General features: G+C 34.9%; 20 protein-coding genes and 1 riboswitch. Of the genes, 17 read left to right on the top strand and 3 right to left on the bottom strand.

Translation table 11 applies throughout. The features are described from left to right. Positions 1-15: 15 nt before the first annotated feature. Positions 16-1,077: an endonuclease/exonuclease/phosphatase family protein gene (locus MN187_RS08735; RefSeq protein WP_242093852.1), complete on the bottom strand. Its 1,062-nt coding sequence runs from the start codon at positions 1,075-1,077 to the stop codon at positions 16-18. A 164-nt stretch (positions 1,078-1,241) separates the two neighbouring features. Here MN187_RS08735 and MN187_RS08730 point away from each other — a divergent pair, with 164 nt between their 5' ends. From MN187_RS08730 to MN187_RS08670, 13 genes are all read left to right on the top strand, one after another. Then, entirely contained in the window at positions 1,242-1,973 is a 732-nt protein-coding gene (locus tag MN187_RS08730; RefSeq protein ID WP_117973422.1) for a DUF4396 domain-containing protein, read from the top strand. A 106-nt stretch (positions 1,974-2,079) separates the two neighbouring features. Then, positions 2,080-2,787, top strand: coding sequence for an MgtC/SapB family protein (locus MN187_RS08725; RefSeq protein ID WP_117973421.1), 708 nt, complete (start codon positions 2,080-2,082; stop codon positions 2,785-2,787). Between the two features lie 114 nt (positions 2,788-2,901). Then, positions 2,902-3,426 (top strand): HdeD family acid-resistance protein, encoded by a 525-nt coding sequence (locus MN187_RS08720; protein ID WP_117973420.1) that lies wholly within the window; start codon positions 2,902-2,904, stop codon positions 3,424-3,426. Positions 3,427-3,491: 65 nt separating this feature from the next. Continuing rightward, positions 3,492-3,899 (top strand): DUF4809 family protein, encoded by a 408-nt coding sequence (locus MN187_RS08715; RefSeq protein WP_117973419.1) that lies wholly within the window; start codon positions 3,492-3,494, stop codon positions 3,897-3,899. Between the two features lie 112 nt (positions 3,900-4,011). Next, a riboswitch (TPP riboswitch) is annotated at positions 4,012-4,100 on the top strand. Positions 4,101-4,299: 199 nt separating this feature from the next. Then, on the top strand, positions 4,300-4,866 hold the full coding sequence (locus tag MN187_RS08710) for an ECF transporter S component (protein ID WP_117973418.1): 567 nt from the start codon (positions 4,300-4,302) through the stop codon (positions 4,864-4,866). After that, on the top strand, positions 4,863-6,293 hold the full coding sequence (locus tag MN187_RS08705) for an ABC transporter ATP-binding protein (protein WP_117973417.1): 1,431 nt from the start codon (positions 4,863-4,865) through the stop codon (positions 6,291-6,293). The genes MN187_RS08710 and MN187_RS08705 overlap by 4 nt, the downstream gene beginning before the upstream one ends. Continuing rightward, positions 6,232-6,885 carry a CbiQ family ECF transporter T component gene (locus MN187_RS08700; protein ID WP_117973416.1) on the top strand — a complete coding sequence of 218 codons (654 nt, stop codon included), beginning with the start codon at positions 6,232-6,234 and terminating at the stop codon, positions 6,883-6,885. Before MN187_RS08705 ends, MN187_RS08700 begins: the two co-directional genes overlap by 62 nt. Positions 6,886-6,896: 11 nt before the next feature. Then, positions 6,897-7,583 (top strand): thiaminase II, encoded by a 687-nt coding sequence (tenA, locus tag MN187_RS08695; RefSeq protein WP_117973415.1) that lies wholly within the window; start codon positions 6,897-6,899, stop codon positions 7,581-7,583. Beyond that, positions 7,564-8,112 (top strand): energy coupling factor transporter S component ThiW, encoded by a 549-nt coding sequence (gene thiW, locus MN187_RS08690; protein WP_242093850.1) that lies wholly within the window; start codon positions 7,564-7,566, stop codon positions 8,110-8,112. Before tenA ends, thiW begins: the two co-directional genes overlap by 20 nt. Continuing rightward, a complete protein-coding gene (thiM, locus tag MN187_RS08685; RefSeq protein ID WP_242093848.1) occupies positions 8,096-8,923 on the top strand; it encodes a hydroxyethylthiazole kinase in 828 nt (275 codons plus the stop codon). The genes thiW and thiM overlap by 17 nt, the downstream gene beginning before the upstream one ends. Next, a complete protein-coding gene (thiE, locus tag MN187_RS08680) occupies positions 8,920-9,570 on the top strand; it encodes a thiamine phosphate synthase (protein WP_242093847.1) in 651 nt (216 codons plus the stop codon). Before thiM ends, thiE begins: the two co-directional genes overlap by 4 nt. After that, positions 9,560-10,381 (top strand): bifunctional hydroxymethylpyrimidine kinase/phosphomethylpyrimidine kinase, encoded by an 822-nt coding sequence (gene thiD / locus MN187_RS08675; protein WP_242093845.1) that lies wholly within the window; start codon positions 9,560-9,562, stop codon positions 10,379-10,381. Before thiE ends, thiD begins: the two co-directional genes overlap by 11 nt. A gap of 108 nt (positions 10,382-10,489) precedes the next feature. Next, a complete protein-coding gene (locus MN187_RS08670; RefSeq protein WP_242093843.1) occupies positions 10,490-11,239 on the top strand; it encodes an LPXTG cell wall anchor domain-containing protein in 750 nt (249 codons plus the stop codon). 40 nt (positions 11,240-11,279) lie between these two features. On the opposite strand, the gene MN187_RS08665 is transcribed toward MN187_RS08670, so the two are convergent. Further along, complete coding sequence (locus tag MN187_RS08665; RefSeq protein ID WP_242093841.1) at positions 11,280-11,471, bottom strand: hypothetical protein; 192 nt, start codon at positions 11,469-11,471, stop codon at positions 11,280-11,282. 61 nt (positions 11,472-11,532) lie between these two features. Continuing rightward, positions 11,533-11,667, bottom strand: coding sequence for a hypothetical protein (locus MN187_RS10545; protein WP_255424313.1), 135 nt, complete (start codon positions 11,665-11,667; stop codon positions 11,533-11,535). A gap of 180 nt (positions 11,668-11,847) precedes the next feature. Between MN187_RS10545 and lysA the strand changes: the two genes are divergently transcribed. From lysA to MN187_RS08645, 4 genes are all read left to right on the top strand, one after another. Further along, positions 11,848-12,741 (top strand): diaminopimelate decarboxylase, encoded by an 894-nt coding sequence (gene lysA / locus MN187_RS08660; protein ID WP_241699507.1) that lies wholly within the window; start codon positions 11,848-11,850, stop codon positions 12,739-12,741. An 18-nt stretch (positions 12,742-12,759) separates the two neighbouring features. Next, positions 12,760-13,935 carry an aminotransferase class I/II-fold pyridoxal phosphate-dependent enzyme gene (locus MN187_RS08655; protein ID WP_242093838.1) on the top strand — a complete coding sequence of 392 codons (1,176 nt, stop codon included), beginning with the start codon at positions 12,760-12,762 and terminating at the stop codon, positions 13,933-13,935. A 259-nt stretch (positions 13,936-14,194) separates the two neighbouring features. Then, on the top strand, positions 14,195-14,821 hold the full coding sequence (locus MN187_RS08650) for a sugar O-acetyltransferase (RefSeq protein WP_242093836.1): 627 nt from the start codon (positions 14,195-14,197) through the stop codon (positions 14,819-14,821). Between the two features lie 74 nt (positions 14,822-14,895). Next, positions 14,896-15,864 (top strand): ABC transporter substrate-binding protein, encoded by a 969-nt coding sequence (locus MN187_RS08645; protein WP_117973406.1) that lies wholly within the window; start codon positions 14,896-14,898, stop codon positions 15,862-15,864. Positions 15,865-15,868: the final 4 nt, after the last annotated feature.

Here is a 15,868-nt window from a genome sequence, read left to right as displayed (position 1 = left end):
ACCAACTAGCCGGAACTAGTTGGTTTTTTCTTTTAATTGAAAGGTCATCTGAACAGGGTGATGATCTGTGTATCTAAATTGATAATCGTAGGTATTGGTTTGCTTAGTATTGATATTGTCTGATATGATAAATCCATCAATTACATAGACTTGAGAGGATTCATAATCACCAGTAAACGCATGGTTTAATACTCTGACTGAAGGATGGGTATCATCATATGAAAAAGAGAAATGATCAGGAATATCAGTTGAACTAATACTTCCAGGCTTCCATCCTTTTTGCCCTGTTTGAGGGAATGATTGAGTACCTTCAAAGACTTGATTAAAATCTCCTCCAGCAATGACATAATTTCCTTTATCATACTCTTCTTCAAGTACTTTTTTTAGAAGTTTACTTTGTTCAATTTTTCCTTGACCATTATCATAAGCATCCAGATGTAAATTAAAGACAACTAACTCTTTATCACTGCCACCTATAGGAAATCTTGTTTCAAGTAGTGCACGTTTTAAATTAGCCATACGAATAGGCCAAGAAAAAGGATTAGGTAGCGCAATGCGTTTGGCTTCACTCATAGTTGCGTTAGTCATCGTGACGATTCCGCTTTCTACTTTACCAATCGGTGGGATAGGGAATGGGACGTATGGTACATTGAAATTATACGCAAATGTACTTGGCATATGAAGCGCATTAGACAGCGATTCTTTTTGGTTTATATGGTATGAGCGTTTTGAATCTAAATCCACTTCTTGTAATAAATACATATCAGAAGGATGCTCTTTTAACATTGTTGTAATTCCAGCTAAATTTTCTTCGACGAGTTGTTTAGATTTAGGTTGGATATTTTTCCCGCCATCCATAAAAAAATCTTCAGAGCTGGATAAGCCACCATAACCAATATTTAGTGTGAGCAGTGAGATGTCAGTCTGTTGTTGCAACATGTTTTTCCCTTTAGTAGTTGTCACTGTTTCAACTTCTCTAGGTTTATATTCTTTGATTGAAAGATAGCCAATAAGTAATAATACGGTACTTAGTAAACTTATGACAATCCCTAATATAATCATTAATAATTTTTTCATATTTTCTCCTCCAAGTCAGTAAATGACTAGGGTTTATTATAAAACAGTTTAGTTTATTATGAAATAATATTTTGACATTTCTATAATTAAAATCATTAGAACATCACATTTTTTTCGAGGAATCTTTCTATACTAAAATTAAATCACGTTAAGGAGGTAGTATCATGGTAGCTATACCATATTGGTTAACTATTTTGGCTTGGATTAGTTTATTTTTAGCAGGTATTTCTTTTATTTATATTGCATTAGACGTGAAAAAACACCCACAAAAAATGAAAATAATGACGATTGTTTGGCCATTAACTGCTTTATTTGGGTCGTTTATCTGGGTCTTGGCTTATAAAAAGTGGGGTGAAAACCACTCGTTAGAAAAAATGAAAATGGGTGATTCTATGAATATGGATTCATCAAGTAAGTCAATGGCAGTATCTGTTTTTATTGGGACATGTCATTGTGGAGCTGGATGTAGTTTAGCAGATTTAATTATTGAGTGGCTGCTATATTTTTTTCCAGCATTGTATGTTGTGGGGGGGTACCCAACTATTTTCTCTCATAAATTATTTTCAGGATTTGTTCTAGCTTTTATTTTGGCTCTGATTATTGGAGTAAGTTTCCAGTACTTTGCGATTGTTCCGATGAAGCACTTAAGTAGAAAAGAAGGGATTATAGCTGCGATAAAAGCAGATACCTTATCGTTATCTTGTTGGCAAATAGGGATGTATGCTACTGTTGCGTTGTGCCAATTAAGTCTTTTTCCTCATTTCTTTGGAGGAGAAGTATTACCAACCACTCCTGTTTTTTGGTTAATGATGCAAGTGGCTATGTTGGTTGGATTTTGTACAGCATATCCAATGAATTGGTGGTTAATTAAGACAGGTATAAAAGAAAAAATGTAGAAAATATTGTTGTCATTTTAAATAATATTTTTTGTTATTTTATTAAAAATGAAAGGGGATACTGAAATGGTATAATAGAAAGTAAGATGAAAAAGGAGGGGTCATTATGACATTGTTGTCACTTGCTCAAACAGTTTTAAGGCTGGGGCTATCCATTGTAATGGGAGGTACTATTGGGTATGAAAGAGAACAAAAAAACCGTCCAGCAGGGATGAAGACACATATATTAGTTTGTTTAGGGGCAACCATTATTGCGTTGATTCAACAAGAGATAGCTCATGAAGCCATAAGACTTGTGCAAGAGAATCCAGATATTGCGCATATTGTAAAATTTGATCAGTCGAGATTAATTGCACAAGTGGTAAGTGGTATAGGATTTCTAGGAGCAGGAACGATTATTGTAACAAGGCAACGTATTACAGGCTTGACAACAGCAGCATCATTATGGTCATGTGCTGCAATTGGTATTGGTTTGGGGATGGGTTTTTATTTGGTCACAATATTAGGATTTATATCAATCATGTTTTCGTTATCATTAGTGAAGCAAATTATTACAGTTTCTAAAGTAAATAATTTAGAAATTCAATACGTGCATAGAAAAGAAACAAAAGATTTTATTCATCAATATTTTGAAGTACGTCAAATTGAAATAGAAGATGTTACATTTGAAGTTCAAATTATCGAAGGTGAAAAATATTATAAAAATGTTTATACGATTGATTTACCTAAAACTCTTACATATGCTGATGTGATAGAAGAGCTTTCTATGTACTCAAATGTACGGGAAATAAGGTTAGTGGCTATTAGTGATTAAATTAAGAAGAAAAATATTATTTATTAATAAATAAGGTACTATTTCTTGCGATTTATATGATTAAAGAATAATATTGTATTGAGAATAATATTTTAAGAAGGGAAGAGAGTTATTATGTCAAATGAAAAAAATGGATTTGATTGGTCCTCATTTTTATTAGGAATTTTGTTTATCTTTGCATCGTTGGCGTCGTTTCAAGATCCTGCTGGAAATTTAGTGGCAATCGTTGTAGTTTTTGGAATGTTTGCTATTATTAAAGGTATTTTTGAATTATTTTTAAGAAAGAAAGTGAGAGAACTTATAGGTTTTTCTGCAACAATGCCAATAGTAGTTGGTATTTTTGATATCATTGTTGGTATCTTTTTATTATTTAATATCTCTGCAGGTGTTGTGGCTCTACCATTTGTGTTTGCTATTTGGTTTTTAATTGATTCATTAGTCGGTTTATTTAGTTCAAATGCTTTAAAAAATTTGAATACAGGTTACTATTGGTTCTCAATCGTTATTAATATTTTAGGTGTGATTGTAGGATTCATACTTTTAGCAAATCCAGTATCATCTGCTTTAACATTAAGCTTTTTAGTCGGTTTTTATTTCATGATGTTTGGTATGACTGAAATTATTTATGCCTTCCGTTAAAATAATGGAAGGATATGTTATAATTGAGTTAGTTAAATAACAGTAAACTCAAAGGTGTGATAAATATGGAAAAAGCAATAATACATTGTACAACTGAAATCGTGCATGGTGGATGTAATGTCTGCCCAACAACTGCTACCGCTACTTATGAGGTAGAATTCTCAGGTAAAATGATTGGGATTCCGAATTTAGATGTTGTGTCACTTCTTCGCCCAATTGTGAGAGAGCATGGTTATAAAGAACGTCAAGAATATGATGTAACAGGTGATTATGATGTGTTTGAAACATCAAACAACAGTGTCGATGTATTTGAGACATATCAAGGACTACGTTTTAAAAATCAAGAAATCGAAAAAGAAGTCAAACCTACTTATGAATCAGATGATGAAGTATTTAAAGTAGTAAATGAGTTGTTAACAGATTTATTTAAACTTGATGCAATTGAGTTTGTCACAGATATACCAGAGAATTAGAAGATTGAGTCTACTTGACCCAGTCTTTTTTTATCCAACCATATTTATAAAGATTTGTGAGAATGGTTGGCTATTGCATGAAAGCGTGTTATATTTGAGTGGAATTGAATACGAGAAACATTTGGGGTGCGTAAAGCTGAGATTATACCCATGGAATCTGCTCCAGTTAGTACTGGCGAAGAGAAATGTGTCATTTATGACAAAACATTGAACCTAGGTCTATTTACGCCCATCCAATTTATTTGGACGGGCTTTTTTATTTGGATGAGTGTCGATAAATGTTGTAATGAATCAGATTAACCCTACCTCCTTTGTTTCTTTTAATGAGAAAAAGGAGGTTTTTTGTCGTTTAATTTAACACAATAATAAGGTGTAGGTAAGATATAGGAGGATGAGTAAAATGAAGGAAAAATGGACGTTGCGTCAGGTTGTATTATTAGCATTATTAGCTTTTTTATTTGGTGGTGTATTTATGGGAGCTGGGTTTTTATATGCTGGCTTATCAGCTGTATTAACGCCCCTTGGGTTAAGCCCTTTTGCTAATGAACTATTATTTGGTTTATGGACAATGGCTGCACCAATGGCAGGGATATTAATTCCTAGAAAGGGAAGTTCAATTTTAGGAGAAATGTTGGCTGCACTAGCAGAGATGTTATATGGCACGTATTTTGGCCCAGGTGTTCTTATTTCAGGTTTTTTCCAAGGGCTAGGGACAGAACTAGGATTTATGGTTACAGGATACAAACGGTATGATATCGTGCCATTATTTTACGGGGCGATTGGAACAACCTTATTAAGTTTTGTGTATGAATTTTTTAAATTTGGTTATGGAACGTATTCAATTGGAATGATTTTATCACTTCTTGCTGTGCGGTTTTTATCGGTGACGTTCTTTGGCGTTGTTGTGGTGTCAATGGTCATGAAGCTTTATAACCGTTCACAAGAGCTTTCGGTAGTAAACGAATGAGAGGAATAGAATTAAGTGAGTTGACGATTAAACGTGGCGATAAAGAGGTGTTACGTCAGGTTGACTTTGTTTTTTCTCCTCATGAATTTATTTTGCTATCTGGTGCCAGTGGTAGTGGTAAATCAACATTATTAAAAGCCATTGCTGGATTTGCTGATGTGCCATATTCAGGTACAATCACCGTTGATGGCAAGAGTCTAACACAAGCGAGTATGTCTGATAAGGCTAGACAGATTGGCATGATGTTTCAAAATCCAGGGCAACAATTTACAATGAAAACACTACGTCGTGAAATTATTTTTGTGTTAGAAAATCTGCAAACAAAACCTAGTGATATCACGGAACAAATGCACGAGGCTGTTTTATTAGCAGATACGACAGAATTATTAGATAGACAGTTATCAACTTTATCAGGTGGGGAAAAGCAACGAGCAGCATTGACTGTTTTACTAGCGATGAAAAGCCCATTTTTATTACTAGATGAGCCGTTTGCCAGTATTGATCCTAAAACAAGAAAATTATTAATTCAACAGTTACAGCAATTAAAAAATCAAGGTAAAACAATTATTATTTGCGACCATGATTTTAATGATTATGTTGATGTGGTTGATACATGGGTGACACTAGATAATCAAGTATTACAAAAAATTCCAGTAGCTCTTTTAAAGCAAGAGCAGACAAATGTGCTCTTGACGGATCATAGAGCATCTATGGATGGCATTTTAAGATTAGAGGATGTCAGATACAAACAGAATAAGCGCGAGCTACTAAGTCAAGATTCTTTTCATTTTTCTAAAGGAATCACGACACTTACAGGAGATAACGGAACGGGAAAATCAACGTTGTTTCGTTCGATAGCACAATGTCATCGTTATAAAGGCAAGATGTTTTTATACGATAAAAAGCTTAAAAAAAGCCGTACGCTATATCAGATATTATCCTTAGTTACTCAAGAAGCGGAAAAACAATTTGTGACACTCACACCAGCTGAAGAATTTACTTATAGTGTGTATCAGTGGGAGGACGCTAAACGTCAAAGACAAGAAGCGATTGAGTTTTTAGGATTGGAACCACTACTTAATCGAAGCGTGTTTCATCTAAGTGAAGGACAGAAGAAAAGTATTCAATTATTAACGATGTTGAGTTTAGATGTGCCGTTTTTATTATTAGACGAGCCGTTTTCAGGTTTAGATGAACGTGCTGCAAGCTATTTTGCTAATTGGTTTAAAAGGCAAGCAAACAGACAAGATATGATGATTATTTCGCATCGATTGGCACCGCTTGATGGGGTTAGTCAGCATCATGTGCATTTAGATAAGAAACAATTATGGCAACAAGATTATTCGGTAGAGGAGGAGATAAAGGATGTCAGTGACGAAAAGTTCTGCTTTAATGCTAAGCGGGCTACTACTACTTTTGACTATTGAATTATCATTTACCTCATCTGTGACATTAAACTGGTTTGTTGTGTTAGTCAGTGCTTTGTATCTTCTTAGTAAGAAAAAATGGTTTGGGTTGTTTGGCTTAGTTTTTTTTCCATTAATTCCAGCTTTAGGAACGTATTGGTCAGTTTATCTATATGGAAATAATCCTGATTATGGTCTTGTTTTAGTGAGTCGAACCTTTGCTTTTGCTGCGATTGGCATGGTGTTTGCATTTGGGGTCGACTTAGAAGAATTACTCTTAATTTTAGAGCAAAAAAAATTACCAACGTCATTTGTTTATGGCATTTTAGTTGTTTTACATGCGATGCCTGTGATTCAACGAGAGATTATGGCACTAAGAGAAGCCAGTTTATTTCGTGGGAAAAAATTACATTTTTATTCGCCATTGATGTATTTAAAAGTTATTTTTGTCGCCAACCATTGGCGGGATAGTTACACAGAAGCCATGTTTTCAAGAGGATTTGATGAAGAAGGCGAAAGGACGCATTACATACAATATAAAGTGTGTCCTAAAAGTTTAGCTACATTAGGCGTATTAACGGTTATATCACAATTTATATTAATCATTACTTAGGAGGAAGAAAGATGTTTACAAAAATTGCACGAGAGAAATCAGCACCTTATTGGGAAGGAAGTTTTACTCATCCATTTGTCGCAGGACTTCAAGAAGGAACGTTATCTGATGAAGCGTTTCGCTATTACTTGATTCAAGATGGGTACTACTTAGAGCATTTTAGCAAACTTCACCGTTTGATAGCAGAACAAGTAGAAGACGAAGAAGTAAAAGAGATGTTGCTAACAGGGTCTAACCACCTTAAAGAAGGTGAGATGAGTATTAGAGAGAATTTCTTTACTGAGCTAGGTATTACAGATGAAGAAATCGCTAATACTGATATTGCTCCAACAGCTTATCATTATGTGTCACACATGTATCGTCAATTAATTGATGGGACGCCAAATAGTGCTGTTGCGGGTTTACTACCATGTGCGTGGTTATATCAAGAAATCGGGACTGAATTAATTAAGACAGGTTCTCCTCATCAGTTGTATCAACGATGGATTGAAACATACTCTGGTGAAGAATCAAAAGAAGAAGTCGCTCATCAATGTGCTTTACTGAATCGACTGTATGAAGAAAGCGACAAGGAAGAACAAGAAAAAATGATTGAGGCCTTTTATGTGAGTGCTCAAATGGAATACCTTTTTTGGGAAATGACATACACACATCAAAAATGGCCGGAAGGAGAAAAAGATGCTGTCTCAAAGTACTAATTTAAAAAAACTATTGATTTTATCTCTAATGGTTGCGATGGATGTGGCGTTATCACCACTCTTTCGCATCGAGGGGATGGCACCAATGTCTAGTGTAATGAATGTGATTGGTGTGATGCTAATGGGACCTTTTTACGGCACGATTATGGCACTTGTCTGTGGCATATTACGAATGATGCTTCTAGGGATTCCACCACTAGCCTTAACAGGTGCTGTTTTTGGTGCGTTACTTGCGGGTATTTTTTACAAAATTTATCCAACAATTTACAGTGCGATGTTTGGTGAGTTTTTAGGAACAGGAATTATCGGATCCTTACTATCCTATCCTGTGATGGCTTGGTTTACCGGAAGTCGTAATGGTATGTACTGGTTTTTCTATACACCAAGATTTATTGGTGGCGCGGTAATTGGTTCGTTTTTGGCTTTTATCGTGATGAAAAAATTAGCGAATGTTCCAACGTTTCAACGAATTCAAGCGATGTTTTTTTATGTGAAAGTAGGTGACGAGCAACATGTTACTCACTCATAAATTTCAAACACCCTTTCCTCTAATACCTTCTCCCCTAGTGCATTGTATTACGAACTCAGTGACATGTGAAACGGTCGCAAATAGTGTGTTATACATTGGAGGAAAGCCAATTATGACAGAAGATACGCGAGATTTTTCAGATTTATATGAACAGGTAGGTGGTGTGTTAATCAATATTGGCCATTTATCAGAAGAAAAAGAAACCGCTATGGTATTAGCTATGGACGAGGCTCATAAGCGCAACGTCCCTATCGTTGTAGACAATGTCGGCGTCTCTAGTTCAAGAGTACGAAAAGAAGTCGCCAACAGGTTATTGTCTCTTGAACCAACTGTTGTCAAAGGCAATGTGTCAGAAATGCGAATGTTGTGCAATTTAGCCAGTCATGGAAAAGGTGTCGATGCAGCAGAAGAAGACCAAGATTTGTTAGCGATGAAAGAATTAGAAGAAGGATTATTAGCACTAGCTAAAAGCCATCCAAATACGTGTTTTCTAGCGACAGGACCAAGTGATTTAGTGGTGTATCAATCACAAGTTGTCTTGCTACAAAATGGCATTGAGGCATTAGATAAATTCACAGGGACGGGAGACGTCGTTGGGGCATTAATTGCAACACTTTTAGGTAGTGGGGTGGATGTATTGCCAAGTGTTTTACAGGCAGTAAGCTATTTTAATTTGTGTGGTGAAGAAGCATTAGAAATAGTTCAAAATGACGCGAAAATTGCGAGTATCCGTGAAGAAACACTGAATCAATTATCATTATTAAAACAAAATGAGTCATGGCAAAACGGGATAAAAGGAGATTGGTTATGATTGATGAGGCATTAACGTTGTATTTAGTGACAAATTCAGATGGGTTATCTGATGACGTCTTTTTTACAAGAGTAGAGGAAGCATGTAAAAATGGTGTGACACTTGTCCAATTAAGAGAAAAAAAAGCTAGCACACGAGAATTTTATCAAAAAGCATTAGCAATTAAAGGTATCACGGATAAATATGGCATACCTCTTATTATCAATGACCAAGTCGATGTGTGTTTGGCAGTTGATGCAGCAGGCGTGCACATTGGGGATGATGAGTTGCCGGTGGACATGACACGTCGTTTGATTGGACCTGATAAATGGTTAGGTGTCTCAGCTAAAACCGTTGAGCGAGCACTTGAGGCCAAAGAACAAGGAGCAGACCATTTAGGTGTCGGGGCCATGTTTCCAACAACGACGAAAGAAAATGCTCCAACAACGGGTATATCAGTTTTGCAAGATATCATTCACGCAGCACAATTACCAGTTGTCGCGATTGGCGGGATTAAAGAAGAAAATATGGCGGCATTACGTGACACAGATATTTCAGGTGTTGCGATTGTGAGTGAGATTATGCAAGCTGATGATATAGCGAAAAAAACGCAAGCATTAAAGCAACAAATTGTCGATATAAAGGAGAAAAATCATTATGCCCGTTAACCAAACCCCACAAGTAGTAACCATTGCCGGAAGTGATTCAGGTGGTGGCGCAGGCATTCAAGCCGACTTAAAAACGTTTCAAGCAAGAGATGTTTTTGGTATGAGTATTGTTGTTGCCTTGACTGCACAAAACACATTAGGTGTACAAAGTAGCTTACCGATACCATGTGACTTTGTTGCAGAACAATTTGATTCTCTATCAGCTGATTTTCATATTCGAGCATGTAAAACAGGGATGCTTGCCGATAAAGAACATGTTCAAATCGTTGTTCAAAAACTAAAAGAAGTGGATTTTGGCCCACTGATTGTAGATCCTGTGATGATTGCTAAAGGAGGGCATTCGCTATTACAAAAAGAAGCGGTAGATTGCATTAAAGAAGAATTACTTCCACTAGCAACGGTGTTAACCCCAAATATTCCAGAAGCAGAAAAATTAATTCAGCAAGAGATAAAAACAAGCGAAGATATGATTCAAGCAGCACACGTTTTACAAGAAATGGGTGTCAAAAATGTGGTGATAAAAGGAGGTCATTCATCCGATATTTTGGCGAAAGATTTTGTCTTACTTGAAAATGGCGAGACATTTTGGATGAGTTCAAAACGCGTTGAAACAATCAAAACACATGGGACAGGTGATACGTTCTCATCGTGTATTGCAGCAGAAATAGCAAAGGGCAAGTCGGTTAAAGAAGCTATACATATTGCCAAAAGTTTCATTCAAGGAGCGATTGAACAAGAAATTTTTGTTGGTCATGGTCATGGGCCAACAAATCATTGGGCAATACCTGCACAAGATATTTTAATTGATTAACTATTTTTCAAAAGAATGTTTATTATTGTCTGTATAATGAATAAATGTTACAATTATATTACAAAGAGTAATGGTGTTGTAACATCTTGTTTTATAGGAGGGGATCATATGAAAAAGTTAGTATTAGGTACAGTGATTATGGCTAGTTTGTTGGTAGGACAAATGGGTTATGCATCTGAATCAACCTCTACATCAAGTACAGATAATTCATCGAGTAAAGTAATAAGTTCCGAAGTAAATGATACGACAGAAACAACAACAGATGAATCCATTCCGGATGCATTAGCGATTACGAAATCGGATATTTTTTTATTAATGAATGACATGGTAAATGAGGGGAAGCTCTCTCAATTTCAATATGAAGGATTGATTTCACGTTTAGAGAAAGTTAACACAGTAGAAGAGGCTACACTTGTTTATTCAGATGCAAATGATTTAGTAAAACAAAATAAAGATTTGTATCAATCATCATTTGATGAAAAAGTATATAATACAAAACATCAAATAGAGCTATTAGTTCAAGCTGGTCGATTAACACAGAAACAAGCGGATGAATTTGTTGCAAAAGTTGATAGTTGTAAAACGATTGATGCATTAGATGATATATGGGCTGAGATTGAAAAAGCAGTAGATAAAATATCAACAAAAGCCACAAGTACAACAGAAACGAATATAACAGAAACGAGTACAACAGAAAATGATAAAAAAACAGAAACAGTAGCTAAAATACCTAATTCTAGTGATAAACAATTAGCTAGTTTACCTAAAACAGGTGAAAAAAAATCTAGTGTTGGGCTACAATTAAGTTTAGTTGCTTCATTGTTCTTAGTAAGTGTATTGATTAAAAGAAAATTATAGCAATATAAAAGAGTGTCACCCAAATAAAGGTGGCGCTCTTTTATTTTTTATTAGAAAAGGTCATAGACAGGGATGCTTCGGGGTCGATACTAGTTAGTATTTTTTGATAATAATCAGTTGCTTGTTCTTGTAACCAATCGCGATTTGTATCAATATATTTAATTAATGTTTTATCACTCATCGCGTTGTTTGCTAACTCATTAGTGTCGATGTCTTCAGTAATAAAACTCAAAAACTCGCCTTTGCTATTTAACCACCTCAAACTTTGGATTGCTAATACCAACAACAATAAATTATGGAATAGAAATATTATAAGTATTTGAAGAATTACTTGCCTTATTAATGGTTACATGACTGCCATCAAAACCAAGTTTAGCTTCAAAAGTTCCTTTAATATAAGCTGTTTTTTCGCTAAATGGAAATTCCATTCCAACAAATGTTTTAACCTGACCACTTCATGTCGGTGAACTTGTCTTTTTTATTTTTCGATGCCGATTAGGAGGAAAACAAAATGACAAAACGAAGTGTCATTAAACGTGGTGGAACATCGGTCGGAGATTTTTCAAAAATTAAAAATATAGCCAGTTATTTAGTGAGTAGAGTATTTTGTGATAGATAGTTTATCAGAAATTGAACGACTAAACGAGCTAACAACTAAAAAAGTTAAAGCATTGCTTAGAATCAATCCAGGTGTTGAAGCTCATACGCATGAATTTATTCAAACAGGACAAGAAGATAGTAAATTTGGGTTAAGTATTAAAAAAGGTTTAGCACTTGACGGTGTAAGAAAAATTGAGGATGCTGAAAATATTGAACTTATGGGTGTTCATTTTCATATAGGTTCTCAAATTTTTGAATCCACTGGGACAGTTGAAACAATTAAACAAGTTATAAAATGGCTCTCAAAAAATCAAATAAAAATTAGTGTATTAAATATAGGCGGAGGGTTCAGTATTAAGTATACGGATGATGATATCAGCTATCCGATAGAAGATGGTATCAAAACAATTACGAATACGTTAAAATCAACTTGTAACGAATATGATTATCCCATTCCAGCTATTTCATTGGAACCTGGGCGATCTATTGTTGGTGAAGCAGGTGTTACACTTTATGAAGTAGGAACGGTGAAAGATATCCCTGAAACGAATTATTATGTATCGATAGATGGTGGGATGAGTGATCATATCAGAACGGCACTTTATGGAGCAACCTACGATCTACTGCTAGCAAACCGAGCGGAAGAATATGATAAATTGATGACAGTGACTGGAAAACTGTGTGAGTCAGGTGATATCATAAGACGTGACATAAAATTACCGTCAAGTGTTCACCGTGGGGACTTACTTGTGGTATTATCAACTGGTGCCTATCATTACAGCATGAGTTCGAATTATAATCAGATGTTAAAACCCGCCGTGGTATTTGTGACACCAGAAAAAGTTCGTTTAGTGGTGCGACGTCAGACACTAGAACACCTTATCGCACAAGATGTAAGATAAATGAAAGAAGAGAAAATAATGGAAGAAACAAGATTTAATACACGAGCAACCAATTTAGAGGTACCAGGGACGAGAAAGTTTTCTAATCAAGTTAAACAATACGATGATGGTGTTGATTTAACATTGGGACAATCAGGTTTTGAAACACCTGAATACATTAGAGAAGCTATGATTGAAGCCATTAATCAAAATAAATTACGTTACACACACAATAGAGGTTTAATTGAATTAAGGGAAGCTATCTCGCAATATAATAGGAAACGATTTAATGTGACATATGACGCTGAGACAGAGATTATTGTGACTAACGGTGGATCTGAAGCGATCGATAGTGTGTTACGAACAATTCTTGAAGACGGGGATGAAGTAATTATTCCTTGCCCAACGTATTTAGCATATGAGCCAATTACTAAACTTCAAGGTGCAAAAACAGTTTTGGTTGATACAACAAAAACAAATTTTGTTTTGACAAAAGAAGCATTAGTTGATGCTATCACACCGAAAACAAAAGCCATTATCTTTAATTACCCAACAAATCCAACAGGGATGATTCCATCATTGGAACAAATGAAGGAATTAGTTGATGTATTGAAGGAGACAGATATATTCATTTTAACTGATGAAATTTATTCTGATAATGTGTATGATGGAGAGTTTCATTCTTTTATGGAGTTTTCAGAAGTTAGAAATCAATTATTTGTTATCAATGGATTATCAAAATCCCACGCTATTACTGGAGGAAGAATTGGATATATTCTAGCCCCACCTCTTGCAACAGAACATGTGACAAAAGTCCATTTATACAACTCTGTGTGTGTAGCTACTCCATCACAGTATGGAGCAACTGCAGCTTTTACAGATGCAACAGGGCCAGTAATCTTATCGAAAATGAATGAAGCTTATAAAGAGCGTCGTGATTTTGTTTATAAACGTTTAAAAGAGATGGGATTATCAGTTGAATCACCTAAGGGAGCATTCTACATTTTCCCTGATATTTCTGAGTACAATAATGATTCTTTTGAATTTGCAACAGAATTATTAGAAGTAGAACATTTAGCTGTAGTACCTGGGAAAACATTTTCTATTTATGGAGAAGGGCATATTCGTTTGTCTTTTGCATGCACAATGGAAGAATTAGTAGATGGTTGTAAACGACTTGAAAGATTTCTATCAACATATAGAAAAAGAAGCTAAACAGAATCATACTGTTTAGCTTCTTTTTTAACATATACATAGTGGTTAAAAGGAGTTGTTTACTTATTATTAAATAAGTAAATAAAAGTTTGCTAGGGTTACTTCGTTAGTACACTAACATTATATAATGAAAATGTGATGAAATTATGAAGAATAGTTTTGAAAATAATCTGAAAAACCGCTATTAATTATTCGTTAATTGAATTATCTTTTATAATTTGTTTAAATAAATTTATTAAATAAAATTACGGAGGTTTATATGAAAACACAACGAGAGCGTATGATTAATGGAGAACTGTACTATCCTGGTGGTGGCGAGACAGAGTTAAGAGAGTTATTTATGAGAAGTCGTCGTTTAATGCGTGAATACAACCAAACAAGTGAATTCGAAGCAGAAAAAAGAGCCGCTTTACTGAAAGAATGGTTAGGAAAAACAGGAGAAAAAGTCTATATAGAACCTAATTTTAAATGTGATTATGGAAAACATATTTCAGTTGGAGAAAGGTTTTACGCTAATTTTGATTGCATTATGTTAGATGTTTGCCCTATTACTATTGGGGATAATACGATGTTTGGACCGCGAGTTAGTTTATTGACAGCATCACACCCAATTGATGCACAAGTAAGAGTATCTGGCTTAGAATTAGGATCACCTATCACGATTGGAAATAATGTCTGGTTAGGTGGCGGGGTTATTGTTAATCCTGGTGTGACGATTGGAGATAATTGTGTCATAGGATCGGGTGCAGTAGTGACAAAGAATATTCCACCTAACACTGTAGCAGCAGGAAATCCTTGTAGAGTGCTCCGTCCCATTACAGACGAAGATAAAACTTATTGGGAAAAACAAGCGAGCGTGTATTGGGCAGATGTTGAAGGAAACTAGTCATACTATGGTGTATTATGATGTTTTGTGATATTTTATACTAGTAGATAAATAGTATAAGGGAGTTTTTTTCATTGAAGAAGAAGTTAGGTTGGATTAGTTTAATATCAGTTATGGCAATTGGTCTATTGGCAAGTTGTGGCACAAAAGAGAACACAAATCAAAAACAAACAGATGAATCAGCTAAAAAAGAATTATTGACTTTGAGTTTTGGCGCTATGCCCGCAGTTGATAGTTTACCAGTTTACATTGCTGAAAAAGAAGGATACTTCAAAGATGAAGGTCTTAATTTAGCATTAAGTAGTTTTAAGTCACCAAAAGACCGTGATGCGGCTTTAACAAGTGGTCATCTAGATGGAGCTAATACAGATTTGATTGCGCTGAGCACATATAGACAAGGTGATATGGATGTCAAAGTGGTTAGTCAATCAATCGGGACTTTTTCTGTTTTAACTGGAAATGATAGTATTAACACAATAAATGATTTAAAAGGAAAAAAAGTGGGTTACGCTAAAAATCAAGCACCTTATTATTTTTTAGATGAAGCATTAAAAACGCATGACTTATCTGTTAATGAAGTCGGGTTTGAAGAAGTACCGCAAATTCCAGTCAGAGTTGAGTTAACACTAAATCATAAAATAGATGCTACAGTGGTACCTGAACCTTTTAGAACGATTGGGTTGTCGCAAGGATTAAAAGAATTAACGAATAGTAATGAGTTAGGTATTCAGTCAACTGTTTTTGGTTTTACAAATGAATCACTAACCAATAATGAAGAAGCCATTGAAGCTTTTTACCGTGCCTATAATAAAGGTGTTGATTATGTTAATAATCATGATTTGGATGATTATTATGATGTGTTAAAAGAAAAAATTGGTTTTACGGATGACATTAAAAAAGATGTGACATTACCTAAATATGTTCATGCCGAACAAATAGATGGTAAACAAGTAGAAAAGGCATTTAACTGGTCAAAAAAAGAAGGTATTTATAAAAAAGAATACAATCAAACAGATGTTATGAGTGATTTACTCGTTAAATAAGTAT

The sequence above is a fragment of the Vagococcus sp. CY52-2 genome (genome assembly GCF_022655055.1).
Classification (GTDB): Bacteria; Bacillota; Bacilli; order Lactobacillales; family Vagococcaceae; genus Vagococcus.
Note: the sequence above shows the minus strand (reverse complement) of the source record. Positions and strands in the feature narration are given on the sequence as shown.

Bases quoted from the DNA above. Each gene is read 5' to 3' on its own strand.
- thiM (WP_242093848.1), top strand. From the start codon at position 8,096: ATGTTACTCACTCATAAATTTCAAACACCCTTTCCTCTAATACCTTCT.
- MN187_RS08730 (WP_117973422.1), top strand. From the start codon at position 1,242: ATGGTAGCTATACCATATTGGTTAACTATTTTGGCTTGGATTAGTTTA.
- MN187_RS10545 (WP_255424313.1), bottom strand. From the start codon at position 11,667: ATGGAATTTCCATTTAGCGAAAAAACAGCTTATATTAAAGGAACTTTT.
- thiE (WP_242093847.1), top strand. From the start codon at position 8,920: ATGATTGATGAGGCATTAACGTTGTATTTAGTGACAAATTCAGATGGG.
- thiD (WP_242093845.1), top strand. From the start codon at position 9,560: ATGCCCGTTAACCAAACCCCACAAGTAGTAACCATTGCCGGAAGTGAT.
- MN187_RS08655 (WP_242093838.1), top strand. From the start codon at position 12,760: ATGGAAGAAACAAGATTTAATACACGAGCAACCAATTTAGAGGTACCA.
- MN187_RS08725 (WP_117973421.1), top strand. From the start codon at position 2,080: ATGACATTGTTGTCACTTGCTCAAACAGTTTTAAGGCTGGGGCTATCC.
- MN187_RS08720 (WP_117973420.1), top strand. From the start codon at position 2,902: ATGTCAAATGAAAAAAATGGATTTGATTGGTCCTCATTTTTATTAGGA.
- MN187_RS08715 (WP_117973419.1), top strand. From the start codon at position 3,492: ATGGAAAAAGCAATAATACATTGTACAACTGAAATCGTGCATGGTGGA.
- MN187_RS08705 (WP_117973417.1), top strand. From the start codon at position 4,863: ATGAGAGGAATAGAATTAAGTGAGTTGACGATTAAACGTGGCGATAAA.
- MN187_RS08710 (WP_117973418.1), top strand. From the start codon at position 4,300: ATGAAGGAAAAATGGACGTTGCGTCAGGTTGTATTATTAGCATTATTA.
- MN187_RS08700 (WP_117973416.1), top strand. From the start codon at position 6,232: ATGTCAGTGACGAAAAGTTCTGCTTTAATGCTAAGCGGGCTACTACTA.
- thiW (WP_242093850.1), top strand. From the start codon at position 7,564: ATGCTGTCTCAAAGTACTAATTTAAAAAAACTATTGATTTTATCTCTA.
- MN187_RS08670 (WP_242093843.1), top strand. From the start codon at position 10,490: ATGAAAAAGTTAGTATTAGGTACAGTGATTATGGCTAGTTTGTTGGTA.
- MN187_RS08735 (WP_242093852.1), bottom strand. From the start codon at position 1,077: ATGAAAAAATTATTAATGATTATATTAGGGATTGTCATAAGTTTACTA.
- tenA (WP_117973415.1), top strand. From the start codon at position 6,897: ATGTTTACAAAAATTGCACGAGAGAAATCAGCACCTTATTGGGAAGGA.
- MN187_RS08650 (WP_242093836.1), top strand. From the start codon at position 14,195: ATGAAAACACAACGAGAGCGTATGATTAATGGAGAACTGTACTATCCT.